At 36.3% G+C, this 22,840-nt stretch carries 25 protein-coding genes; 20 read left to right on the top strand and 5 right to left on the bottom strand.

Features of this window, described 5'->3' with window-relative positions:
- The first annotated feature begins 50 nt into the window (after window positions 1-50).
- From MKY06_RS18570 to MKY06_RS18540, 7 genes are all read left to right on the top strand, one after another.
- Entirely contained in the window at window positions 51-785 is a 735-nt protein-coding gene (locus tag MKY06_RS18570) for a GntR family transcriptional regulator (protein ID WP_013058331.1), read from the top strand.
- A gap of 30 nt (window positions 786-815) precedes the next feature.
- Window positions 816-2,249, top strand: coding sequence for an aldehyde dehydrogenase family protein (locus MKY06_RS18565; RefSeq protein ID WP_053487596.1), 1,434 nt, complete (start codon window positions 816-818; stop codon window positions 2,247-2,249).
- Window positions 2,250-2,340: 91 nt separating this feature from the next.
- Window positions 2,341-3,243: an AEC family transporter gene (locus tag MKY06_RS18560; RefSeq protein ID WP_013058329.1), complete on the top strand. Its 903-nt coding sequence runs from the start codon at window positions 2,341-2,343 to the stop codon at window positions 3,241-3,243.
- A gap of 530 nt (window positions 3,244-3,773) precedes the next feature.
- Window positions 3,774-4,094: a PadR family transcriptional regulator gene (locus tag MKY06_RS18555; protein WP_028414817.1), complete on the top strand. Its 321-nt coding sequence runs from the start codon at window positions 3,774-3,776 to the stop codon at window positions 4,092-4,094.
- Between the two features lie 70 nt (window positions 4,095-4,164).
- Window positions 4,165-4,518 (top strand): DUF1048 domain-containing protein, encoded by a 354-nt coding sequence (locus MKY06_RS18550; protein ID WP_013058327.1) that lies wholly within the window; start codon window positions 4,165-4,167, stop codon window positions 4,516-4,518.
- Window positions 4,519-4,722: 204 nt separating this feature from the next.
- Entirely contained in the window at window positions 4,723-5,484 is a 762-nt protein-coding gene (locus MKY06_RS18545; protein ID WP_029323440.1) for an ABC transporter ATP-binding protein, read from the top strand.
- Window positions 5,485-6,234, top strand: coding sequence for an ABC transporter permease (locus MKY06_RS18540; protein WP_064471970.1), 750 nt, complete (start codon window positions 5,485-5,487; stop codon window positions 6,232-6,234).
- Between the two features lie 148 nt (window positions 6,235-6,382).
- Here MKY06_RS18540 and MKY06_RS18535 read toward each other — a convergent pair whose 3' ends face one another.
- Both MKY06_RS18535 and MKY06_RS18530 read right to left on the bottom strand, forming a co-directional pair.
- Window positions 6,383-6,817 (bottom strand): hypothetical protein, encoded by a 435-nt coding sequence (locus tag MKY06_RS18535; protein ID WP_098526411.1) that lies wholly within the window; start codon window positions 6,815-6,817, stop codon window positions 6,383-6,385.
- The gene (locus tag MKY06_RS18530; protein ID WP_029323436.1) at window positions 6,818-7,021 is read right to left on the bottom strand and encodes a helix-turn-helix transcriptional regulator; all 204 of its coding nucleotides are present in this window, start codon (window positions 7,019-7,021) and stop codon (window positions 6,818-6,820) included.
- A gap of 423 nt (window positions 7,022-7,444) precedes the next feature.
- On the opposite strand from MKY06_RS18530, the gene MKY06_RS18525 reads away from it, so the two are divergent.
- From MKY06_RS18525 to MKY06_RS18490, 8 genes are all read left to right on the top strand, one after another.
- Window positions 7,445-8,203 (top strand): IclR family transcriptional regulator, encoded by a 759-nt coding sequence (locus tag MKY06_RS18525; protein ID WP_013058322.1) that lies wholly within the window; start codon window positions 7,445-7,447, stop codon window positions 8,201-8,203.
- 17 nt (window positions 8,204-8,220) lie between these two features.
- Window positions 8,221-9,174, top strand: coding sequence for a sugar kinase (locus MKY06_RS18520; protein WP_098526410.1), 954 nt, complete (start codon window positions 8,221-8,223; stop codon window positions 9,172-9,174).
- A gap of 17 nt (window positions 9,175-9,191) precedes the next feature.
- Window positions 9,192-9,854 (top strand): bifunctional 4-hydroxy-2-oxoglutarate aldolase/2-dehydro-3-deoxy-phosphogluconate aldolase, encoded by a 663-nt coding sequence (locus tag MKY06_RS18515; RefSeq protein WP_272812372.1) that lies wholly within the window; start codon window positions 9,192-9,194, stop codon window positions 9,852-9,854.
- Window positions 9,841-10,989, top strand: coding sequence for a galactonate dehydratase (gene dgoD, locus MKY06_RS18510; RefSeq protein WP_013058319.1), 1,149 nt, complete (start codon window positions 9,841-9,843; stop codon window positions 10,987-10,989). Before MKY06_RS18515 ends, dgoD begins: the two co-directional genes overlap by 14 nt.
- A 93-nt stretch (window positions 10,990-11,082) precedes the next feature.
- The gene (locus MKY06_RS18505) at window positions 11,083-12,402 is read left to right on the top strand and encodes an MFS transporter (protein ID WP_013058318.1); all 1,320 of its coding nucleotides are present in this window, start codon (window positions 11,083-11,085) and stop codon (window positions 12,400-12,402) included.
- A gap of 561 nt (window positions 12,403-12,963) precedes the next feature.
- On the top strand, window positions 12,964-13,377 hold the full coding sequence (locus MKY06_RS18500) for a DUF6892 domain-containing protein (RefSeq protein WP_013058317.1): 414 nt from the start codon (window positions 12,964-12,966) through the stop codon (window positions 13,375-13,377).
- A 325-nt stretch (window positions 13,378-13,702) separates the two neighbouring features.
- A complete protein-coding gene (locus MKY06_RS18495; RefSeq protein ID WP_061859397.1) occupies window positions 13,703-14,263 on the top strand; it encodes a L,D-transpeptidase in 561 nt (186 codons plus the stop codon).
- A 37-nt stretch (window positions 14,264-14,300) separates the two neighbouring features.
- Complete coding sequence (locus MKY06_RS18490; protein ID WP_055992726.1) at window positions 14,301-14,483, top strand: hypothetical protein; 183 nt, start codon at window positions 14,301-14,303, stop codon at window positions 14,481-14,483.
- Window positions 14,484-14,504: 21 nt separating this feature from the next.
- Here MKY06_RS18490 and MKY06_RS18485 read toward each other — a convergent pair whose 3' ends face one another.
- The 3 genes from MKY06_RS18485 to MKY06_RS18475 form a co-directional block, all read right to left on the bottom strand.
- Window positions 14,505-14,993, bottom strand: coding sequence for a CBO0543 family protein (locus MKY06_RS18485; RefSeq protein WP_013058315.1), 489 nt, complete (start codon window positions 14,991-14,993; stop codon window positions 14,505-14,507).
- 555 nt (window positions 14,994-15,548) lie between these two features.
- Window positions 15,549-16,349, bottom strand: a complete 801-nt coding sequence (gene murI / locus MKY06_RS18480; RefSeq protein ID WP_098322269.1) for a glutamate racemase — start codon at window positions 16,347-16,349, stop codon at window positions 15,549-15,551.
- Between the two features lie 131 nt (window positions 16,350-16,480).
- Window positions 16,481-17,566, bottom strand: coding sequence for an NAD(P)H-dependent flavin oxidoreductase (locus MKY06_RS18475; RefSeq protein ID WP_057273729.1), 1,086 nt, complete (start codon window positions 17,564-17,566; stop codon window positions 16,481-16,483).
- 251 nt (window positions 17,567-17,817) lie between these two features.
- Here MKY06_RS18475 and MKY06_RS18470 point away from each other — a divergent pair, with 251 nt between their 5' ends.
- From MKY06_RS18470 to MKY06_RS18450, 5 genes are all read left to right on the top strand, one after another.
- Window positions 17,818-18,696 carry a LysR family transcriptional regulator gene (locus MKY06_RS18470; RefSeq protein WP_063672366.1) on the top strand — a complete coding sequence of 293 codons (879 nt, stop codon included), beginning with the start codon at window positions 17,818-17,820 and terminating at the stop codon, window positions 18,694-18,696.
- A 390-nt stretch (window positions 18,697-19,086) separates the two neighbouring features.
- Window positions 19,087-20,280, top strand: coding sequence for a YbfB/YjiJ family MFS transporter (locus MKY06_RS18465; protein ID WP_029323416.1), 1,194 nt, complete (start codon window positions 19,087-19,089; stop codon window positions 20,278-20,280).
- 440 nt (window positions 20,281-20,720) lie between these two features.
- Window positions 20,721-21,575, top strand: a complete 855-nt coding sequence (locus MKY06_RS18460) for an alpha/beta fold hydrolase (RefSeq protein WP_064471967.1) — start codon at window positions 20,721-20,723, stop codon at window positions 21,573-21,575.
- Window positions 21,576-21,704: 129 nt separating this feature from the next.
- Window positions 21,705-22,082, top strand: coding sequence for a RidA family protein (locus tag MKY06_RS18455; RefSeq protein ID WP_029323412.1), 378 nt, complete (start codon window positions 21,705-21,707; stop codon window positions 22,080-22,082).
- A gap of 100 nt (window positions 22,083-22,182) precedes the next feature.
- The gene (locus MKY06_RS18450) at window positions 22,183-22,809 is read left to right on the top strand and encodes an MOSC domain-containing protein (protein ID WP_289920662.1); all 627 of its coding nucleotides are present in this window, start codon (window positions 22,183-22,185) and stop codon (window positions 22,807-22,809) included.
- Window positions 22,810-22,840 lie beyond the last annotated feature (31 nt).

Below are 22,840 nucleotides of genomic sequence, written 5' to 3'. Positions count from 1 at the left end.
CCAATACTATATAATAATACCAAACGCTAACTTAAAAGGAGTTTGAGAACATGAAAGATACAATAGGTTCTAATAAAAATATCGCGCTTTATCTTCAAGTAAAAGATGTCTTAATTAAACGTATACAAGAGAAAATTTGGAAACCTAATACGTTAATTCCAACAGAACAAGAATTAATGCAAGAATTTGATGTAAGCCGTACTACATTAAGACAAGCTATTTCTATGTTAGTACAGGATGGACTGTTAGAAAAAAAACAGGGCAGGGGAACAATTGTAAAGCCTCAGCCTCTTATTGGCGGCAGCTTAGGCAAGCTCAAAGGACTAGCAGAAGAAGTAGCAGAAAAAGGACTAACGCCGAATTCAAAACTCATTCGGACTGATTTTAAAAAAGATTTGTATTATGAAACTTCCATGCTGGAGTTAGATGCTGGAGAAGAGGTTCTAGTCATTGAACGAATTCGTTTTGCGGATGAAGTACCTATTGCGATTGAACGTTCTTGCTGGCCTATGCATATTGGGAAAATACTAGTTGAACAAGATTTAAATCGTGCAAAATTTTATGAAGTGCTAGAAGAGAATGAAATCTTCTTAAAACGAGCTAAAGAGAAGGTATCTGCTATTAATGCAACCATTTATGAAGCAGATCTGTTAGGCATACGGGGCGGAGAAGCTTTACTTGAAATGACAAGAGTAAGTTACGGTTTTGATGATAAACCACTTGAATTTACGGTAACAAAATATCGCAGTGACAAATATCATTATAATATTGAACTTACAAGATAAAATGCTAATACAATTGGGGATGTGGAGATAATGACGAGTTTAACTCAAGTCAAACAATATGGTTTATATGTAAATGGGGAATGGGAAACAACAGCAGAAAAAATGGAAGTCTTAAATAAATATACACAGCAGCCTGCAGCTGAAATCTCAGTAGCCACAAAAGACGATGTAAATAAAGCTGTGGCCAGCGCGAAAGATGCATTAAAAAACACTTTTTCACCATATGAACGCTACGAGGTATTAATGAAGGCAGCGGATTTACTATTAAGCCGTCAAGAAGAATTTGCTGAAATTTTGGCTACTGAAGTTGGAAAGTCTATTCGTGAATCTCGTGGAGAAGTCGAGCGTGCGGCTACAACTTTACAAATTTCAGCGGAAGAGGCAAAGCGTATTCATGGAGAAGGTGTACCTGTTGAATCGGCTCCAGGCTCGGAGAATCGCATGGCTTTTACAGTAAAAGTCCCGGTTGGAGTTGTTGCAGCTATCACACCGTTTAATGTACCTATCAATCTAGTTTGTCATAAACTCGGACCGGCACTTGCAGCTGGGAATAGTGTAGTATTAAAACCTGCTGAAGTCACTCCAATTTGTGCTCTCAAGCTAGCAGAATTAATGGAAGAAGCAGGTCTGCCAAAAGGGCGCCTTCAAGTATTGACTGGGGATGGAGCAGAAATTGGTGAATGGTTATTAGAAAACCAAGATGTTAATATGTTTACTTTTACAGGAAGCCCAAGAGTAGGAGAGCTCATTCGATCTAAGGCAGGTTTGCGTAAAGTTTCACTTGAACTAGGAAATAATTCGGCTACTATCGTACATAAAGATGCTGATTTAGAAAAAGCTGCATCTTTAATTTCTCAAAAAAGCTTTAATAATGCGGGACAAGTTTGTATTTCAGTTCAGCGAATTTATGTTCATACGAATATTTATACTGCATTTGTTAATAAGCTAAAAGAAAAAACAGAAAAGTTAGTAGTCGGTAATCCAATGGATGAGCAAACGGATATTGGACCTATGATTCGTCTCAAAGAAGCAGAGCGAGTGGAAGAATGGGTAAAAGAAGCGGTGGAAGAAGGGGCAAAAATTGAACTAGGAGGAAAGCGTGATGGTGCTTTCTATCTTCCTACAATTTTGACCAATGTAAATGACGATATGAAAGTTTGTCGTCAAGAAGTGTTCGGGCCAGTAGTAGCTATTGCTCAATATGATGAGATTGATGAAGTGATTTCAAAGGTAAATGATTCTGACTATGGGTTACAAGCAGGCCTTTTTACGAACGACTTACAGTTTGCTATGAAGGCAGCTCGCGAAATCGAGGTAGGCGGATTAATTGTAAATGATGCTTCAGCGTATCGTGTTGACCATATGCCATATGGCGGTGTGAAAAAGAGCGGTAACGGAAAAGAAGGGCCGAAGTATGCAATTGAAGAAATGACTGAAGAACGTATCATTGTTCTAAATTTATAATTTATCAGTTTAAATGAAAGACCTAGATTTTTAATTTTCTAGGTCTTTCATTTGGAAAATAACAAAGAAAAAATGACGAAGGTGAACAAACATGGAGTTCTTAACAATCCTTCTTCCTATTTTCGGGATTTTTGCACTTGGATTTATTGGACAAAAGAAAATAGGATTTGATACAAAAACAATTTCAACAATGGCACTTTATTTGATGTCTCCAGTTCTAGTGTTCAAAACATTTTACACAACCAAATTTAATATTGACTACTTATATCTTACGTTGTATACATTTGCACTTTGCTTTGCATTAATTGCTGTCGTCTATATTATTGCTTATTTCCAGAGATATTCTACTTCAGAAACCTGTGGAATGATATTAGCGTCCTCATTTATGAATAATGGAAACTACGGTACACCTGTCGTTTTATTGCTCTTTGGCGTTACAGGCTTAGACTCTGCCATTATTCTCATGGTCATACAGCAGCTGGTCATGTGTACAGTGGGAGTTTATTATGCCGCTAAAGGGAGTCCACAAGGAAACGGTATAAAATCAGCCGTTGACGCAGTGCGACGGATACCAATTGTATATGGGGGACTTTTGGGAGCTATATTTCAGTTTCTTCATATTCCATTAAGCAACTCTGTAAAAGAAGCGGTTGATTTAGTGGCCGGTGCAGCTATTCCTACCATCATGATCGTACTTGGAATGCAGCTGGCTAAAATATCAATTAGAAATTTAGCCAAAGCAAAAGTTTCATGGTCATTAGCTATCAAGCTTGTGATCTCACCATTTATCGCTTATATACTAACACTTCTATTACCTGTTGATGAGATGGTTAAACAAATTATGATTATTATGGCTGCTATGCCCACAGCTGCCAATACAACTATGTACGCGCTCCAATTTAATACAGAGCCGGAGTTTGTATCAAGTGCAACGTTAATTAGCACCTCCCTAAGCCTTGCTACATTACCTATCATTTTTCTAATTGTTTTATAAAATGAAACAGAAAAACGTTCTAATATATGTTGAAAAATAATTTTATTATATGACTTTAAAAGGAGTAGTCAATGTGAATTCTCCTCATAACTCAGTTTTAAAAAGATATTTAAAATTTATTTTCTATTTTAGTTTTGTGTTCTTCTTATACTTCTACTTCACATACAGTTTTCAACACTACCTGACTAAATATTTGTTTCTTAACTGTTTACTGACAGGGATCTCTTTTTTAATTCGAAATTCAAGGGGTTATACGGAAAAACTGTAAAAGCATCTGTAAAGGAAAAAACTTATTAAAAGGACTTATGGATTCTTTTAATAAGTTTTTTTGGGTCTTAGTATTATCCCTGAATATATCTATACATTTGAAAATATTTTAAAAAATAGTTGAAATGCCCGGTACTAAGTATTACAATCTACATATACTAAGTATTACTTAATAGCTTAATTTTTAAAAGTATTAAGTAAAAATTGGCTTGGTACTAAGTAATACAGAATATAAGTCAAACGATATAGAGGAGGTTCTGAAGATCGAAAATTTAACTGAAATGCTGAAAGGTTCGCTAGAAGGCTGTGTGTTAGAAATTATCAGCCGTCATGAAACCTATGGCTATGAAATTACACGCCGTCTGAACGAGCTTGGATTTATCGAGGTCGTGGAAGGAACGGTCTACACTATTCTCGTACGATTAGAAAAGAAAAAACTTGTGAATATAGAAAAAAAACCATCAGATATGGGCCCACCCCGCAAATTTTATTCGCTTAATGAGGCGGGCTACAAGGAGCTTGAGCTGTTTTGGAAGAGGTGGGATTTTGTATCATCAAAAATCAACGTCTTGAAGTCAAACTAGCTTCATAAGATAGACCGTCGGATAGTTTTAAAGCATCTTATGAAGTTTTATAAAAAGGAGGAAAAATGACATGCTGGAAATATTCAAAAAAATGATTGGTGATAAAAAAGAGTATAAAATGATGATGGCACGGGTTGAAGCCTTGCCAGAGGACTATCAGTTTGTATTTAAAAAAATTCAAAACTACATGTGGAATTTCTCATCGGGCAACGGAATGGATATGCTACACATGCAGTATGAATTAATTGATTTATTCGAAGCAGGTGCTGCAGAAGGTAGACAGGTGCTCGAAATTACTGGAGACGATGTGGCTTCCTTTGCTGACGAATTAGTGGCAAATGCTAAAACTTATATGGTTAAGTATCGTGAAGATTTGAATCAGAGTATTAAGGAACGATTAGGAAAAAATAAATTTAATCAATAACATCGACTGAATAGCTAGTTGCAAGTATAGATTTTTGCTTTTGCTATTCAGTCATTTTTTAAACTCAGTACTAAGTAATACAGAATATAAGTCAGACTGAATAGTAAGGTATTAAAAATTTAGCTCTACGAGACGCTCAGCTTAGTTAAATCATGACAGTTCTAGCAAGCCAGCTTGTGGAGCTTTTAAAAGGAGGAAAAACGTATGAGAAATACAGTGATTTTTGTAAAAGAGTTAAAAAAGGCCTTTAAAGACAAAGAAGTATTAAAAGGGGTGAACGTTGAGGTGCAGCGCGGTGAAATTTTTGCACTGCTGGGCTCAAATGGAGCAGGGAAGACGACGACAGTTAACATTCTTTCAACACTGATGAAGGCTGATAGCGGCGAAGTAAGTATTTGCGGATTTGACGTCCAACGTCAACCGGCTGATGTCCGCCAGAACATCAGCCTAACGGGGCAGTTCGCAGCTTTAGACGGCATGCTCACTGGGAAGGAAAACCTGATAATGATTGCCAAATTGCGAGGGGTATCTAATCCTAATGAAGTAGCTGACAATCTCCTTGCAAGATTCAGCTTGACCGATGCAGCCAATCGCCGGGCGGATCAATATTCCGGTGGAATGAAGCGCCGTCTTGATATAGCTATGAGTCTGATTGGCGCCCCAGCCGTTATTTTTCTCGACGAACCGACGACCGGACTTGATCCGGAAGCCCGGATTGAAGTCTGGAACACCGTCAAAGAGCTTGCTGGCGGTGGTACGACCATCTTGCTCACGACTCAGTATCTGGAGGAAGCTGAACAACTGGCAGATCGGATAGCCATCCTACATGGCGGAAAAATCATCAAAACCGGTACCCTTACCGAACTTAAAGAGATGTTCCCCCCAGCAAAAGTGGAATACATTGAAAAACAGCCAACATTGGAGGAAATCTTCCTCGCGATCATCGGCAAAAAGGAGGAAATGTAAATGAAAAACAAAACAGGTGTATTACTAGGACGTTTGATGCGCACTATTATGCGCAGCCCGGATACAATTATTACGGTGGCGATTACGCCGATTATGATGATGCTACTGTTTGTCTACGTATTTGGGGGTGCCATAAATACAGGAACAGCCAACTACGTCAATTATTTATTACCAGGAATCTTGCTGATGGCTATCGCATCCGGCGTCGCTTACACTTCCGTGCGGCTATTTAATGATGTAAAAAGTGGACTGATGGCCCGTTTTATTACTATGCCTATTAAACGGTCTTCGGTATTATGGGCTCACGTGTTGACATCTTTTGTTTCCAATGCGCTTACTGTCGTAATAGTTATCCTCATCGCGCTCTTGATGGGTTTCCGCTCCAGCGCTGATATCCTAGATTGGTTCGCGGTAGCCGGGATACTCGGGCTGTTTACGCTAGCCCTGACATGGTTGGCCATTATTCCAGGACTGACAGCGAAATCTATGGAAGGAGCCACAGGCTACTCGTACCCACTAATCTTCCTACCTTTTATTAGTTCCGCCTTTGTTCCCACTGAAACGATGCCTAAAGCTGTTCGTGCATTCGCTGAAAACCAGCCCGTGACTTCAATCGTGAATACAATTCGTGCACTCTTGTACGAAGGATCAGTTGGCAACGATATCTGGAGTGCCCTTGCCTGGTGCCTAGGTATCATGGTCATCGCTTACTTTTTCGCTAGTAAAGAATTCAAACGCAAATTAGGGTGAATTTTATAAACTGAGCAAGCTATCCAAGGTATATGGAATCATCGAAATTTTAATGTAAAGTATTGATAGCATAAAACAGGGGTTACTTCTAGTTATCGTAATGTGAATTATCGTTAGAAATAAAGAAGACCTTGAACAAGGTCTTCTTTTACTCATCATCTTCCCATTCAGTTTGTTGTTTTTTTCTTAACCGGTACACATAGTTCATGGGTATAAGGCCACCTACAAAAATAATGCCTCCAAATAATACTCCATCACTCCAATTAAATCCTGAAGTCACAGATGTTAAATAGGCAGTAATTGAACCGATTACTAACAGGACGAATAAACTCAGCAAAAAAGATCGAAAAGGTCTTTTTATTTCTTTTTCGTGTTCTACACTAATACTTAGAGATAAATAGCTGTATACAACGCTAGATAGAATGAACACAACCCATAATGGATTTGCCTTTATCTTTTCTAATCCACCTTCTAAGAAATCATGACCAAGAATAAGTAAAAATCCAAGTGTTTGAACTATATATGTAATTTTAATATGCTGCAAATTTAAAAAGGTAAGCCTTTCATCAACTATCTTTTTCATTCAAAATAACTCCTTATCTATCCAAAATAATTCGTCCAATGTTTCTTCAACGACATAGCAAATTTGCAAGCAAAGCTTTAACGACGGGTTATATTGTCCTTTTTCTATGAGGCTAACAGTCTGTCTTGTAATACCAACCTTATCTGCAAGTTGCTGCTGAGTTAAATTCATTTTTACACGGACCACTTTGACATTATTTTTTATAAATAATCCTCCATAGTTAAAATGAAACATATATATTCCTTTATGTAAAATATATATTGCATTATTCCTTGTTTATAAAGATTCGATTTCAAAGAGACCTTACACGTTTGTCAAAGAACAGTAAACATATTATTGTCGAGGGCACAGGGCATCTTCTTCATGTTGATCCATTCCAGGTCATAATTAATATTATTAAAGCTGCTTTGGAAGAAGTGAAAAAATAAGTTGGGTTAATATAATACCTGTTCCAGCAATTAAAACGGGCTTTAGATTAATAAATCTAATTTTTCAGTTTCTGTCATAAGTATTTTTGTTTGATTTAAAAAAATATTTTGAATTAATGATCGGTCTATGATAATATTTAAATCAGTAAATCATATATAAAATTTAAAATCACATATGTGATTTAGAGAGGGTTTCTTTATGTCAGTAAAATCAGCAGAACGTGTATTAAGGGTATTTGAATTGATTGCTCAACATCCCGAGGGATTAACAGTAAAAGAGGTTAGTGACTTACTTTCGCTTCCGCAAAGCAGTACTTTTAATCTTGTGGGAACACTTCACAATGAAGGGTATTTGAATCAGGACTCATTAAAGAGGTATAAGCTAGGGCCAAAGCTAATTCAAATTGGAACAGCGGCTATGGAATCATTGGATATTTCTTCTGAGGGAAAACCGTATTTAAAGAAACTGATGGAGGATGTTCAGGAAACTGTGTTTATGGCCTTGCTGTCAGATGGAGAGTTGGTCTATGTTGTTAAGATTGATAATAATCGCTCTATTAGAACAACAGCTCAGCCTGGTAACCGAAAGCCGCTTTATTGTACAGGATTAGGAAAAACCTTTTTAGCTTTTCTTCCTAAAGATCAGCGAGAGCAGCTGCTTGAACATACGGAGCTGCTGCCTATTACGGATTATACAATTACAGATAAAAAAGTTCTTAATGATAATCTAGACTCTTTTATTCAAATGGGCTATGCAATTGATGATGAAGAAAATGAGGAAGGCTTATTTTGCCTTGCTGCACCTGTATTTGGAGCGAAGGGAAGCATTCAAGCTGCTATTAGTGTAGCTGGTCCTAAGGAAAGAATGCTGAAGCATAAGGAGTTTATTGTAGAAAGGCTGCTTCAAACAGCAACTAACATATCTTTTATTGCTGGATATGAAGAGGCGAAGAGATAAATGAAAAGAGGGGTAAAATGGATGTGATAAGCATGGGGGAAACAATGATTCTGTTTACCCCACACTCGAATGGAAAGATGCGATATGCTAAAGATTTTTCTTCGAAAATTGCTGGGGCAGAAAGCAATACGTTAATTGCCCTGTCAAAACTCGGTTATCAAACGGGATGGGTTAGCCGATTAGGAAAAGATGAGTTAGGAGAGCGAATTCTTTCAAGTATTAAAGGAGAAGGAATAGATGTAAGACATGTGATATTTGATGATAATGCTCCTACAGGTCTTTTTTTAAAGCAAAAGACAAATGAAATGAACAGTAAAGTCTTTTATTACAGACAAGGTTCAGCAGCAAGCTTTATGAATCCGCATGATATGAATGAAGAGTATATCTCTTCTGCCAAATACTTATACGTGACAGGAATAACACCTGCGCTGAGCGACTCCTGCCACGACGCTGTTTTTCAAGCGATAAAAGCTGCTAAAAAAAATGGTGTAAAAATAGTGTTTGATCCAAATTTACGCAAGACACTTTGGGATGAAGAAACTGCGCGTCAAACACTCATTAAAATGGCTACATATGCAGATATTATTTTACCAGGAGTGAATGAAGGTAAGTTTTTATTTGAGAAGGATAACCCTGAAGACATTGCATCAGCGTTTCATCAACTAGGTGCAGAGCTAGTCGTTATTAAGCTGGGTGAGGAAGGAGCGTATTACTCAACTAAAAATGAATCCGCTTACGTAGAAGGCTTTAAAGTTGCTAGAGTGATAGATCCAGTAGGAGCTGGTGATGGGTTTGCTGCTGGGATACTATCAGGATTAATAGATAAATCTTCTTTAAAAGAAACGGTTAAAAGAGGGTGTGCTATAGGAGCTATGGTTGTAACCGTAGAGGGTGATATTGAAGGCTTGCCTGATAAGAAAGAGCTTTACGAATTTATGAATGCGATTACAAAAGAAGACGTTATACGATAAAAGAAAGGGGCTTACCCATGACGGATAGTTTATCACATTTATTAGAGCATAAAATCGTTGCGATTATTAGAGGAGCTAAACCTCAGGACGTAGTGAAAATTGCCTCTGCGCTTAATGACGGCGGTGTAAAAAATATAGAGATTACTCTCAATTCGCCGGACGCACTTTCAGCCATTAAAGAGGTTTCTACAGAGCTCGGTGATCAATTGCTAGTAGGAGCAGGTACAGTGCTTGATCCTGAAACAGCACGTTCAGCTATTTTAGCAGGAGCAAAGTTTATCCTTTCTCCAACGGTTAATATCGAAACTATTAAACTAACGAAAAGATACGGTGTGGTGAGTATTCCAGGTGCTTTTTCACCTACTGAAATTTTAACGGCATATGAAAATGGCGGAGATATTATAAAAGTATTTCCTGCTAGGCTGGGGGCTAGCTATATTAAAGATATTCGAGGACCGCTTCCCCATATTCCGCTTCTACCAACAGGAGGAGTGAGCTTAGATAATATTCAAGAATTTGAAGAAGCAGGTGCTGTAGGGTTTGGTATTGGAAGTTCTTTAGTAGATACAAAACGTGAAATTACCCATGCATATCTGCAGGAGCTAACACAAAAGGCTAAAGCATACGTAGCCGCAGTGAATCGTATAACGAAAGGGGAAAAAGTACATGAAAATTACTAATTATGAATTGTTTCAAGTGCCGCCACGCTGGTTATTTTTAAAGATAGAAACAGACGAAGGAATTGTTGGATGGGGAGAACCTGTTATTGAAGGAAGAGCCTCTACCGTTAAAGCTGCAGTAGATGAGCTGATGGAGTATCTTATTGGCAAAGACCCATTAAATATTGAAGATCATTGGAACGTTATGTACCGAGGCGGTTTCTACCGAGGCGGACCTATTTTAATGAGTGCCATCTCAGGGATTGACCAAGCTCTTTGGGACATAAAAGGAAAATATTACGATGCTCCTGTACATCAACTATTAGGCGGAAAAGCAAGAGAATCTATTAAAGTGTATTCGTGGATCGGAGGAGACCGGCCTTCAGATGTAGGCGAAGCAGCAAGAGAAGTTGTCTCAAAAGGATTTACAGCAGTAAAAATGAATGGAACAGAAGAGCTTCAGTATGTGGATTCGTATGAAAAAATTGATCAAGTAGTAGAACGTATTGCTGCTGTCAGAGAAGCAGTGGGGCCTTATGTAGGAATAGGTATTGATTTTCACGGACGAGTACATAAGCCAATGGCAAAAATTTTAGCTAAAGAATTAGAGGTCTATCGTCCAATGTTTATCGAGGAGCCGGTTTTGCCGGAAAACAATGAGGCATTAAGAGAAATCGCCAATCACGTATCCATTCCTATTGCGACAGGGGAAAGAATGTTTTCAAAATGGGAGTTTAAAAAGCTCTTAACGGACGGATACGTGGATATCATTCAGCCGGATTTATCACATGCAGGGGGAATTACAGAATGTAAGAAAATTATTTCAATGGCTGAAGCCTTTGATGTAGCAGCTGCGCCTCATTGCCCGTTAGGACCAATCGCATTAGCCGCTTGTCTTCAAGTAGATGCAACGTGCCACAACGCATTTATTCAAGAGCAAAGCTTAGGCATTCACTATAACCAAGGCAGTGATTTGCTAGATTATATTGTTGATAACCACGTATTTAAATATGAAGAAGGCTTTGTGAAAATTCCTGATGGACCTGGTTTAGGTATTGAGATTAATGAAGACCATGTTAGAAAAATGGCTGATATCGGTCATAATTGGCGTAATCCAGTATGGCGTCATAAAGATGGTTCTGTAGCGGAATGGTAAAGGGGAAACCATTTTAGTACAAAAGATCTGATTGACAAATGACCGTCAGTCAGATCTTCTTTTCAAATTAGTGATATACAGGGGGATAAGGGAATGAAGGGGTATAGCGAAAAGCCGACTCGTGTTAGATTTCGTGTTTTAGCATTTATTTTCATAAGCGTTGTCATTAACTATATGGATCGAAGTAATATTTCTGTAGCTGCCACAGCCATGTCCAAAGATTTAAAGCTATCATCAGTAGAACTGGGTCTCATATTTTCAGCCTTTGGATGGGCTTATGCTGCTTTGCAAATACCAGGAGGGGTAATGGCTGACCGTTTTGGTGCTCGTGCTACGTATGCCTTTAGCTTAATTACCTGGTCTATTGTTACGCTTTTACAAGGGTTTACTAAGGGATTTGTGAGTCTATTTGGTCTGCGTTTAGCGACAGGAGCATTTGAAGCACCGGCTTTTCCTACTAACAATAAAGTAGTCACTAGCTGGTTTCCAAATCAGGAAAGAGCATCAGCTATTGCTTTTTATACTTCAGGACAGTTTGCAGGGCTAGCATTTTTGACACCTACATTGGTGACCATTCAGCACTTTTTAGGGTGGAGAGGTCTGTTTATTACTACAGGGATTATTGGTATAGCATGGGGCATTATGTGGTACATTTTTTATCGTGATCCTTCCCAGCATAACAAAGTAAATAAAGCAGAGTTACAGCATATCGAAGAAGGTGGAGGCTTAGTTAAAGCTGCGGATAAGAAAGGAGAAAGAGCCAAATTCGAATGGGGAAATCTTAAAGAAGCTTTTTCTCACCGAAAGCTATGGGGCATCTACTTAGGCCAGTTTGCCGTAAACTCTACTTTATGGTTCTTTCTTACCTGGTTTCCAACGTACCTTGTGGAATATAGAGGGTTAGATTTCTTAAAATCAGGATTCCTAGCATCAGCTCCGTTTTTAGCAGCGTTTGTAGGGGTATTACTATCTGGATTTGTATCTGACGCCTTAGTGAAAAAAGGAGTATCTTTAGGTATTGCAAGAAAAACACCCATTATCGTAGGTCTGCTTTTATCAACTTCAATCATCGGAGCCAATTATGTAAATAGCACATCTCTCATTATCATGTTTATGGCTATTGCGTTCTTTGGAAATGGCCTAGCTTCTATTACATGGGTCTTTGTCTCAACGCTAGCGCCTAAACACTTAGTCGGTTTAACAGGCGGAGTCTTTAACTTTATCGGAGGCCTAGCTTCTATCATCGTTCCAATTGTTATTGGTTTCTTAGCAAAAGGAGGAAACTTTGCTCCAGCGCTAGTATTCATAGCGGCATTGGCTCTTTTAGGAGCACTTTCTTATATCTTCCTTGTAGGAAAAGTGGAAAGAATTAAAGTGGTTAAAGATGAAGAATTGAATCGAGATATTGTGTAAGGTTGTTTATAGTTTTATAGGAATCATACATCTAAATTTATTTGTAGCGGGATTAAAAGAGAATTTGTAAAAATCCCATTAAAGAAAGAGCATAAATTTTGTTGGAGACCAACAGGTTTATGCTTTTTTGTTACCTATAAAGAAGAACTTCAGTCCGTATAAGAATAAGATCATTAGATTAGGTAGTAGTGATATTCATGAATACAAAAAACATGATAAAATATACAAAGTTTCTACCTTTTATTAACAATAGTCAAAGAATAATAAGTAGAAAAGAATTAGTAGAGAGTTGAAGGTGCATGTATGAAAAAGGTTTTAACAACTTCTACTGTATTATTGCTAGCATTGTCAGCTGGCAGTAGTAATCAAAACAAGTAAATAAGAGCAGACCCTTCATTATAGTAAAGTCTGTTTTTTCTTTCTCTAAAAAGGGCCAGTGTTGTTTCTCAGCACGTTAAAGTCGATGATATAAGCAGCCTTTATTCATAGATGATTGTTACAATACTAACAGTGCAGATTCGATTAAAAGCCTAAGAAAGAAATAAAATTGGAGGTAGTAAAATGGGGAAGAGTGAAATGTTTGAGGATTTTAATTTTAAATTAGTGGTAATTGAAGCTGTATTAGATAAAGAGCCATTATTTCTAAAAGAATTAACCGATTTAAAAGATAAGTATACGAACAATTTCGAGTGGTATTCTGGAGCTGGACCAATTGTTGAAATCAAGGATTATTTAGAAGAGTTAACGTTGGAAATGAGTGATTTAGAAAAGATTGAATCCCTTTGCTTTGATGGGGGTAATGAAATTTATCATATCCTAAAGCCAGATTGGGATGGCGAAGACAGTTTATTTGACGTACTATCTGTTGAAGGATTTCAGAACTTAAAAAATTTAAAAACAGTGGACTATATTTCAATGTGCGATCCACAAGTGTTAGAACCATTTAAACAAGCTGGAATTAAGATTGAGGATTAATGACAAGGAAGTTATTGTACTAACAGAAGCGATTCATCTTTATGAAGGATAGATTTTCTTCATTGTTCCCATCGAGGAGAAATCAATCAGCAATGAAAAGACCTCTCTTATATGAGTGGTCTTTTTTATGTGTATTTTAAAACGCTTAAATTTGCAAGTTATACGCAAAATAAAAGTTAATTTCGTCAGGGAGCGTTTCTCTGCATGTTAAAATCGTCGATTTATTAGGTTTTTATTTATAAATGTTTTTGACAAAAATGCATCTTTCTAATTGGGAGGTGCTTTTTTCGTTCCCTATAAAAATATAAAAAAGAGGAGAGTTTTTATGAAGAACATTTTTATGAAATTAATGACCGTTCTTACATTATTAATGGTCGCATTATGTGGAGTAAATCAGGGGAAAACAGAAGCAGCAAGTAAACCAGCAAATCAAGATTTAATCATCATTAACAAGTACTATAACAAGCTTGCGTATTTTCATAATGGTTATATTGAAATCGTTGATCCAGTAGCAACGGGGAAAACATGGGTCAAAACACCTGTTGGCTTTTTTAAAGTGGTGAACAAGATTAAAAATCGCCCTTACTATACAGGGCATATTCCTGCGGGCAATCCTCGCAATCCATTAGGAAAACGTTGGTTAGGGATAAATGCAAACGGTACGTATGGTGATACGTATGGCATTCACGGCAATAACAATGAAAGCAGCATTGGAAAATACGTGAGTCAAGGTTGCGTGAGAATGCATAATGCAGACATCGAAAAGCTTTATGATAAAGTTCAAGTTGGAACACCGGTTGCGATTACGTATTCCTATAAGAGCTTCGTTGATCTTACAAGCGTATATGGATATAAATTCAAAGGCTACAAGATGAAAAACAATTAATATCTGAGCAGCATTCCCAAGTTCTTCTCATGCTCATGTGAGTGAAGTATCTATTTGGGGTAACTTAACAGGATGGGAAAATGAAGGTCTGTTCGGTGCATTAACTGGTTGGGAAACATCCGGTAATCCATTCGAGACTGAACAATTAGATTTGTTCATCTTTGAAGAAGCAGAACCAGTTGAGTTTCCACCTATAAAACAAGAGGGAGACACAAGATGATTTTTTTAGTAGGAGCATAGGTTAACCCTCTTGTTTCTTTTGTATAATGTTAATAATTGCAATTACTAAACGACTAAATAAAGCTCTTACATTAAGGCTAATAAGGCTGTAATACCATTTCCAGCCTTTTTGCCACTTAATTAGTTTCGTATATTTTTCTGCCCATAACTCAACTAAAAATAGTGAACTGATGGTAAGTACAATTTTATATACAATTTTAAAAGGATTATCATTTTTTGTTAAATGATAAAGCCATAAAGAAACAGTTGGTAAACATAAGAAATCAAATAAAACATTCGATTTAAACTCTTTAGGTATAAAGCGTATAGGGTATTGAAGTATTCGACGGTTAACTAGAAACCTGTCAACGATAGCATTTGTATATCCATTCATAAACAAGACCAACAGTGAATCTTTGACAGGGGTTTTCTTTAAAACAAAGGGTAAGCTACCTAAAAATATGACGGTTATACACTTTAGAAATCGTCTTTCTAATTTTTTACTTTTCATATAGTTTCATCTCCTTTCTTAGTCGTAAAATTAGTATTAGCTGTTCTATGATTTACGATGCAACAGTTTTTCCTTTGTCATGCAAATGTAACAAAATAAACCATGACAATTTTTATCAAATGGTTACATTCGTTCGGTATCAAAAAACTGAATAGGAGTGTTGTCCATTGAAGAAAAAGCTAGTACCTATCATAATGGCTTTGGGAGTTTTTATCCCAAATCAGGCATTTGCTGCAACGGGAGATAGCATTATCAAGACAGGCTAATTCCTTCCTTTATGTATTTATTGTTTCATACCTTATCTTTTCGTAAATATTTAGAATATGCAATAACATTTATACTAACTTAAAAATTCTTTAATTCATTTAAGTAAATGGTTAATTATTTTTGTTATAGATACTTTAGTATTTATATCTGTTGTCGAAAAAGTTCATATTTTTCTACAAAACATATAAATGATAAAATGAAATTTAGAGTTAGTTTATTATGTTATCGATATGTTGAAAAGTGAAACTAAACGCAATACCCATTACAGGAACGCAAAAGAAAGCACCTTTACTTAAGGTGCTTTCTTTTTGGTTTATTTAATGCATTTTGCAGTATATTTAATGCATTTTCCATCTTTATCATATAGTTCTTATCGTTACTAGAACATTGAAACGAAATATCATTAGTTCCATTGGTACTTAGTAAACTTTTTTCTTCTAGGAGACTAGACAGTCTTTCTACAGTACCTTTACTGCCATCAATAAGTTGAATATGAGAGGGAAGCAAATCTTTTAATACAGGCTTGTAATAAGGGAAATGAGTGCAACCTAGTACAACCGTACCATATTGATTTAAATCAAATCCTTCTAGCTTTGTTCTAAAATACGTACTTAATTTGTCCCAATTAAAGTTTAGATCTTCACAGAATTCAACTAATTCTGGAAGAGGTAATGGGTCAACGATTGAATCCTTATCAATTCTAGTAATTAACTTTTTATATTTCAATTCTTTTAATGTTAAGTCTGTAGCAAAAACAAGCACTCTTTTATCCATTGAACTACTTAATTCAATAGCAGGCTTTGCAGCAGGCTCCATTCCGATTATTGGGATATCGTACGTAGACCTTAATTCGTTAATAGAGATGCTAGTAGCTGTATTACAAGCGATAACAAGTGCTTTAACCTCTTGTTTAAGAATATCTTCCACTGCAGTTTGGACATGTTTATTTACTTCTTCTTTTGTCTTGGTTCCATACGGAACATTGCGTGTATCAGCATAATATAAAAAATCTTCTTTTGGAAAATGTTTTATTGCTTCATTTAATACCGATATTCCTCCAATGCCAGAGTCAAAAAAACCAATTCTCATGTTTTTCACCTTACAATTCAAATATTTTTTCACATCATTTATTATACCTTTAGAGTAAATGATTAAATAGGAAAAGCCCAATTCTATAGATTCAAACGATAATTACTATAGAAAGAGGCTCATTTATTAATTTAACTATAGTTGAGTGTTTTTAGAATATTTTCTGCTTGTTGCATAGTAGCTTTCACTAGATCAGCTGCTGTTCTATCTCTTTCTAATAGCCTCGTACTTTGGCCACACCATAAAGACATATACTCTTTATCACCTAGCTTAGCTGCAGCTTTTCGAATATCTCCCGTAATGGTATTTTGTGTAGGAAAACATAACGGTTGAATCTTAGAAGTTTCGAACTCCTTAATAAAAGTATTGGCTATTCCTCGTGCGGGACGACCTGAAAAATGTCTAGTGAGAACCGTGCTTTCTTCATTACTTTCGTGAAGAGCCTCTTTATAACAAGGATGTGCTCCAGATTCTTGTGTCGCTAAAAAAGCAGTTCCCATTTGTACACCACTCGCGCCCAAAGCTAAAGCTGCGATTAATCCTCTTCCATCCATAATTCCACCGGTGGCAATGACGGGAACATCCACTTGATCCACTATTTGAGGTACAAGTGAGAACAGCCCAATATTAGCTCCGTAAGGATGCTCATTTACATCAAATGTTCCTCGATGACCACCTGCTTCACTTCCTTGAGCTATAATCACATCCGTCCCCTGTTCTTGTGCAGTTAGGGCTTCTTTGACTGTTGTAACCATTGTCATAACTTTTATGTCATTTTCTTTTGCTATTTTCATCGCATAAGGTGGAAGAACACCAAAAGCTGTGCTTACGATAGGTACTTGTTCTTCTACCAATACTTTAAACTGCTCTTTAAATAAATTTTTAGTTTTGACTTCTTGTTCAATACGCTTAATAGATAAAACGCCTCGCATCGTATCTAATAATTGCTGAACCTCTTCTAACCCACCCGTATTATCTGCCATTTCAGTAGCAAAAAGATTAACAGCAAAGGGCCTTTTAGTATATTTTCGAATCTCTCTCACAGCTTGTCGGATATCCTCTGGATGCATATAAGCAGCACCTAATGTTCCAAGCCCACCTGCCTCACATACGTTTACAATGAGATCTACTGTTGTAATTTTATCTCCCGCCATACCAGCCTGTATAATGGGTACCTTAATATCTAACATTTCACAAACACGATTATCTAAATTCATTTTTCTCCCCCAGGTTATGAAGTAGACTACACGAGTTGTATTAAGAATTAAATAAATGATGTGGTCTGGTAGTTAATTCATTTTTATTAAGAGCACATGTGAGACTCATAAAAATATAATGGCACTTTATAATCCTCATAAAAGATGCTCCATATTTATCATATATGTTTTTATCTATATGGTATAATTCAAAAAAAAGATATTTGTCATCTCTTTAACAGATGGTAAAGAGAAATTAGGTGTGAAGAAACATGGATATTCAATCTTTGCGTATTTTTAAGGCAGTTGCCGAGTATGGGAGTATCTCAAAAGCTGCAAAAGAGCTAAATTATGCACAGTCTAATATTACGACTCGGATGCAACAGTTAGAAAACAGCCTGCAAACGGTCTTATTTTATCGACATAACAAAGGGGTTACACTAACAGCAAAAGGAGAAGTATTAATAACTTATGCTGATAAAATTTTTCGTCTTTTAGATGAAACAAAAGAAGTAATGAGGGACCAAGAAGAGCCTCAAGGTCCCTTAGGTATCGGTTCAATGGAGACAACGGCTGCCGTTCATTTGCCTAGGTTTCTCTCTAGGTATCACTCTGCCTATCCTCAAGTAGATTTAAACTTAAAAACGGGGCCTACAAGTCAGCATATTGAAGCAGTGTTAAATTATAAATTAGACGGTGCATTTGTCTCTGGACCTCTATCTCATCCTGACCTTATTACAAAGAAAGTATTCAGTGAAGAATTAGTATTGGTAGGAAATTCGTTACTTTCTCAATCTTTAAAATCTCATAAAGTTGATGATTTGACACTGTTAGTTTTACACAAAGGTTGTTTTTATCGTGAGAAGTTAAAGCATTGGTTACATGAAGAAGGAGTGATACCTTCTAAAGTTATGGAGTTTGGTTCCTTGGATGCGCTTATGGGATGTATAGCAGCTGGCCTGGGAGTTACTTTACTACCTCTATCTATTGTACAAAGATACAGCTATCTAGAAGAGGTTACTCATTATTCTATTCCAGAAAAATTTTCGCTAGTCGACACGCTTTTTATTTATCGTACTGATGTCACTTTCTCTACGCCTCTTATTAAATTTGCAGAAATGTTTCAAGAGGAGAGGATTAGTCCTCTATAATATCCTAGAGGAGGAGAAGGGACTTTCATCCTCGTTATATGGATAAAGGTTTCCACACAACTATAGCGTGGATTCATAATTAAAAAATGTGTACGTATATGGAATAAACCCCGCCATAGTAATTGAATTTATCACATTTTATTTAATAAAAAGCCCTTTGCTTAATAAGAGCAAAGGGCTTTTACACATGTGTAAATATAGTAGTGCAGAGAGCTCTATAGACTTAAAAAATTATGAACGTGCTAGCAGACTCATTGAGAAGCCAGAGATACAAACTTCGATGGATTTTGATATCTGTTTTAAAGATACCTGTTATCTATTTTATGTATTTTATTATATATCAAAATAGAGATATGCTGAAGTAGTAACATTTTTTAAGGAGATGAGATCTTGATTAAAATTTTAGTTGGTGGAATATTATCGTTAGTTATTGCAATGGGAATTGCAAGGTTTTCCTATACGCCTATTCTACCTCTTATGCAAAGTGACATGTCATTTTCAAATAAAGTTGCCGGGTATCTTGCTACAAGCAACTATGCAGGATATCTAATTGGAGCTGTTTTAGTAGGAATCCTACCTTTAAAAAAACGTAGAAAAGCAGTCTTAAGATTAAGTCTAATTTTCAGTGTAATTACGACTGCAGGCATGGGATTATTTCAAATGTATTCAGCATGGTATACTTGTCGTTTTATATCCGGCTTTTCTAGTGCATTTGTACTTGTTTTATCTTCAAGTATTGTATTAGACAAACTTGCTGAAAAGGAAAAAACAAATTGGTCTGGGCTTTTCTATGGAGGAGTTGGAGTAGGGATTTTTCTTACTGGAATCACTATCCCTATTTTAAATCATTATTTTAAATGGGAAGGAGCATGGATTGGGCTCTCTATTCTAAGTATTATACTAACTTTCCTAGTATGGATTTGGTTGAAAGATGAGACCTCTAGTTCTACTCAGAATAAGAAGAAGGAGATACCTGCTCATGGCCCTCCAACGAAATGGATTCCTTGGTTGATTATAGCCTATGGTCTAGAGGGTCTAGGGTATATTGTAACTGGTACCTTTATTATATCTATTGCAGGACAAATACCAAATTTTAATGGCGATGCAACCTTTATATGGATGATTGTCGGTTTAGCTGCGATTCCATCTTGTATTATCTGGTCTTCACTTGCCAAAAAAATGGGGTTTGTGAAATGCTTAGTTGTTACCATGCTATTACAAGCCTTTGGCATTGTAGTTCCGGTATTATTAATGACTAAAATAGGTTTAATTGTAAGTGCACTATTGTTTGGAGCAACATTTATGGGAATTACAACACTTGCTACAACATTAGCAAGCCGAATTACTCCAAAGAATAGTAGCCGTATCATCGGTTACCTTACAGCTATTTATGCTGCTGGTCAAATGATAGGGCCCTTGCTTGCTGGCCACTTTGCATCTGCTAGTCATAATTACAACTCTGCTTTAATTGGGGCTGCAATTGTTGTATTAATTGGTGCTCTCTTTTTATTATCCGGGATTCGATTTGATAATAAGCCTGTTAAGATTGTAATTACAGAAAATATACAGAATGAAGAAATTTAACTTTTATGTGTCTAATAAGTATTGAAAGCATATAGTTGAGAAGGAAGTAGTAGAAAGAGAAAGAACAATATAAAACATTACTTTATTCATATATCTTTGTTTGCGTCATTTTGATAACTAAAGGTTTGATAAATAAAAGCTATCGTATCATTTTTTAAGGAAAAACTTGATATGATAGCTTCTTCAACCAAAAGACGTGAAGCAATTGAATATTCATATTGCCTCCTAACTTAAGTGGATATCTCTTTTAGAGATACCCCATATCTCAGTATTGAATTATACATGTAAGCAAATCTATTATAAAGTATAGGTATTGATTAAGAAATATTTGGAGAAAACAGTCGATAACTTTAGCTGAAAATAAAGTCTTTATTGATGATAGTTGTTTAGAAGAGGGTTTAGTCACTTTAACGTTTGGTAATTAGGAGAGGAGAGTTTGTATGGTAACATATCATACTTTAGAAGTGAAAGGTCTGAATATATTTTATAGGAAGGCAGGGAATCCAGATAAACCAACCATCTTATTGCTACATGGATTTCCATCTGCAAGCCACATGTTCCGAGATCTTATTCCGGTTCTAGAAAAAGATTATTATGTAATTGCCCCTGATTATCCTGGCTTTGGAAATACAACTTCGCCTGATCGAAAAGAATTCGACTATACATTTGATCATATTACTGAGGTAATTGAAGCTTTCGTTAATAAATTAGAACTTGATAAGTATGCTCTATACGTTTTTGATTATGGTGCTCCTATTGGTTTTCGTTTAGCTATGCATAACCCAGAGCGTGTAACAGCAATTATTAGCCAAAACGGAAACATTTATCGAGAAGGTTTGGGATCAAAATGGGCGACCAGAGAAGAATACTGGGAAAATCCCACGCCGGAAAAAAGACAAAGTTATCGAACGGCTTTTGCATCAGAAACCATTAAGCATCAGTATATCGATGGGACGCGGGAAAATACAGTTTCCCCAGATGGTTATACGCTTGACATTACCTATATGAAACGACCAGGAAATGATGAAAAACAGTTAGATTTAATATTTGATTATCAAACCAATGTAAAGATGTATCCTGAATTTCAACAATATCTCCGTAAGTATCAGCCGCCCTTATTAGCAGTATGGGGTGAAAATGATGTTTCCTTTATTCCAGAAGGGGCTAAAGCTTTCAAAAAAGATTTACCTGATGCAGAGGTCCACTTAGTAGACAGTGGCCACTTTGCTCTAGAAACACACGCAAATGAAATTGGAGAATTAATGTTAGATTTTTTAAAACGTAATCATATTTAAATAGAAAAAAACGATGAATCTCTCTAAACCCTACATCGTAATTTATAAAAATACGGAACATAGAGGTTTATAATTTATTTATAAATCCCTATATTACAATAAGGTAAATATCTAAAGGAGGTATTATATATGACAAGAAAATGTATTAATGCTGATGGCGCTGTTGCTGTTGGGCCGTACTCTCATGCAGTTGAAGCAGGGGAGTTCCTATTTTTATCCGGGCAAACTCCTATCGATCCACAGACTCAAAAGCTCTCGGAGGGTAATATTGTAGAACAAACAAAACAATGTTTTGAAAATCTTTTTAAAGTATTGGAAGCATCAGGTCTAACCTCTGAAAATGTGGAAAAGGTAAATGTTTTTTTAACCAATATGAATGATTTTGCAGCAATGAACGAAGTTTATGCAACACAGTTTTCTGCTCCTTATCCTGCTCGTACAACTATAGGTGTAGCCTCTCTCCCTCTAGGCGCACAAATTGAAATAGAAATGATAGCTAGAAGGTAATACCTAACGGTGAATATTATGTAACTAAATATCTCTCATCAACAGATAAGCTACAGGCTAGTGTACAAGTAAACACTGAAGGTGAGGCCATTACAAATTGATGCCTAGAATTATTAATTTAGCTATTGGAACGCCAAAGGAATATAACTGGAACCACGAAGCTAAGCTATCTGGAATAGGAAAGACTTCTACCAAGGTTGCTGAGTTAAAAAAGGTAGGGTTCGTGGGAGACGACGTTGGAAATAAAGAAAAGCATGGAGGCGTTGATAGGGCGGTATGTTTATATCCATTTGAACACTATTCTTATTGGGAAAAAATCTTACGAAAGAAAATGGTTTTACCAGCCTTTGGAGAAAATATTACAGCAATGGGCATGACTGAAAAACAAGTTTGTATAGGCGATGTATATCAAATGGGAGATGCAATTGTGCAAGTGACGCAAGGAAGGGTACCTTGTGATACAATATCGAAATATAATGAGGAAAAACACCTTTTAAAGAAAGTCGTTGAAACCTCTCTAACAGGTTACTTTTTTCGAGTATTGGAAGAAGGAGCTATTAAAAACAATTCAGAAATAAACGTTATTGATAGGCATCCTAGAAGAATATCAGTGGCTTGTGCTACAAAAATTCTTTTTCATCAACACCAAGATAAAGAATCAATCGAAAAGATACTGAGAGTTGATGATTTATCAGAGGAATGGAGAAATAGATTTTTAAAACTCTAATGATGTTTTTTTATTATATATCTAAGAGGTG

The sequence above is a fragment of the Priestia sp. FSL P4-0332 genome, assembly GCF_038005845.1.
Classification (GTDB): domain Bacteria; phylum Bacillota; class Bacilli; order Bacillales; family Bacillaceae_H; genus Priestia.
The sequence above is the reverse complement of the archived record's forward strand: the minus strand, read 5'-3'. Positions and strand labels throughout refer to the sequence as shown.

Coding starts and splice junctions, on each gene's coding strand:
- MKY06_RS18570 (WP_013058331.1), top strand. CDS start 51: ATGAAAGATACAATAGGTTCTAATAAAAATATCGCGCTTTATCTTCAA.
- MKY06_RS18565 (WP_053487596.1), top strand. CDS start 816: ATGACGAGTTTAACTCAAGTCAAACAATATGGTTTATATGTAAATGGG.
- MKY06_RS18560 (WP_013058329.1), top strand. CDS start 2,341: ATGGAGTTCTTAACAATCCTTCTTCCTATTTTCGGGATTTTTGCACTT.
- MKY06_RS18550 (WP_013058327.1), top strand. CDS start 4,165: ATGCTGGAAATATTCAAAAAAATGATTGGTGATAAAAAAGAGTATAAA.
- MKY06_RS18545 (WP_029323440.1), top strand. CDS start 4,723: ATGAGAAATACAGTGATTTTTGTAAAAGAGTTAAAAAAGGCCTTTAAA.
- MKY06_RS18540 (WP_064471970.1), top strand. CDS start 5,485: ATGAAAAACAAAACAGGTGTATTACTAGGACGTTTGATGCGCACTATT.
- MKY06_RS18535 (WP_098526411.1), bottom strand. CDS start 6,817: ATGAAAAAGATAGTTGATGAAAGGCTTACCTTTTTAAATTTGCAGCAT.
- MKY06_RS18525 (WP_013058322.1), top strand. CDS start 7,445: ATGTCAGTAAAATCAGCAGAACGTGTATTAAGGGTATTTGAATTGATT.
- MKY06_RS18520 (WP_098526410.1), top strand. CDS start 8,221: ATGGATGTGATAAGCATGGGGGAAACAATGATTCTGTTTACCCCACAC.
- MKY06_RS18515 (WP_272812372.1), top strand. CDS start 9,192: ATGACGGATAGTTTATCACATTTATTAGAGCATAAAATCGTTGCGATT.
- dgoD (WP_013058319.1), top strand. CDS start 9,841: ATGAAAATTACTAATTATGAATTGTTTCAAGTGCCGCCACGCTGGTTA.
- MKY06_RS18505 (WP_013058318.1), top strand. CDS start 11,083: ATGAAGGGGTATAGCGAAAAGCCGACTCGTGTTAGATTTCGTGTTTTA.
- MKY06_RS18500 (WP_013058317.1), top strand. CDS start 12,964: ATGGGGAAGAGTGAAATGTTTGAGGATTTTAATTTTAAATTAGTGGTA.
- MKY06_RS18495 (WP_061859397.1), top strand. CDS start 13,703: ATGAAGAACATTTTTATGAAATTAATGACCGTTCTTACATTATTAATG.
- MKY06_RS18485 (WP_013058315.1), bottom strand. CDS start 14,993: ATGAAAAGTAAAAAATTAGAAAGACGATTTCTAAAGTGTATAACCGTC.
- murI (WP_098322269.1), bottom strand. CDS start 16,349: ATGAGAATTGGTTTTTTTGACTCTGGCATTGGAGGAATATCGGTATTA.
- MKY06_RS18475 (WP_057273729.1), bottom strand. CDS start 17,566: ATGAATTTAGATAATCGTGTTTGTGAAATGTTAGATATTAAGGTACCC.
- MKY06_RS18470 (WP_063672366.1), top strand. CDS start 17,818: ATGGATATTCAATCTTTGCGTATTTTTAAGGCAGTTGCCGAGTATGGG.
- MKY06_RS18460 (WP_064471967.1), top strand. CDS start 20,721: ATGGTAACATATCATACTTTAGAAGTGAAAGGTCTGAATATATTTTAT.
- MKY06_RS18455 (WP_029323412.1), top strand. CDS start 21,705: ATGACAAGAAAATGTATTAATGCTGATGGCGCTGTTGCTGTTGGGCCG.
- MKY06_RS18450 (WP_289920662.1), top strand. CDS start 22,183: ATGCCTAGAATTATTAATTTAGCTATTGGAACGCCAAAGGAATATAAC.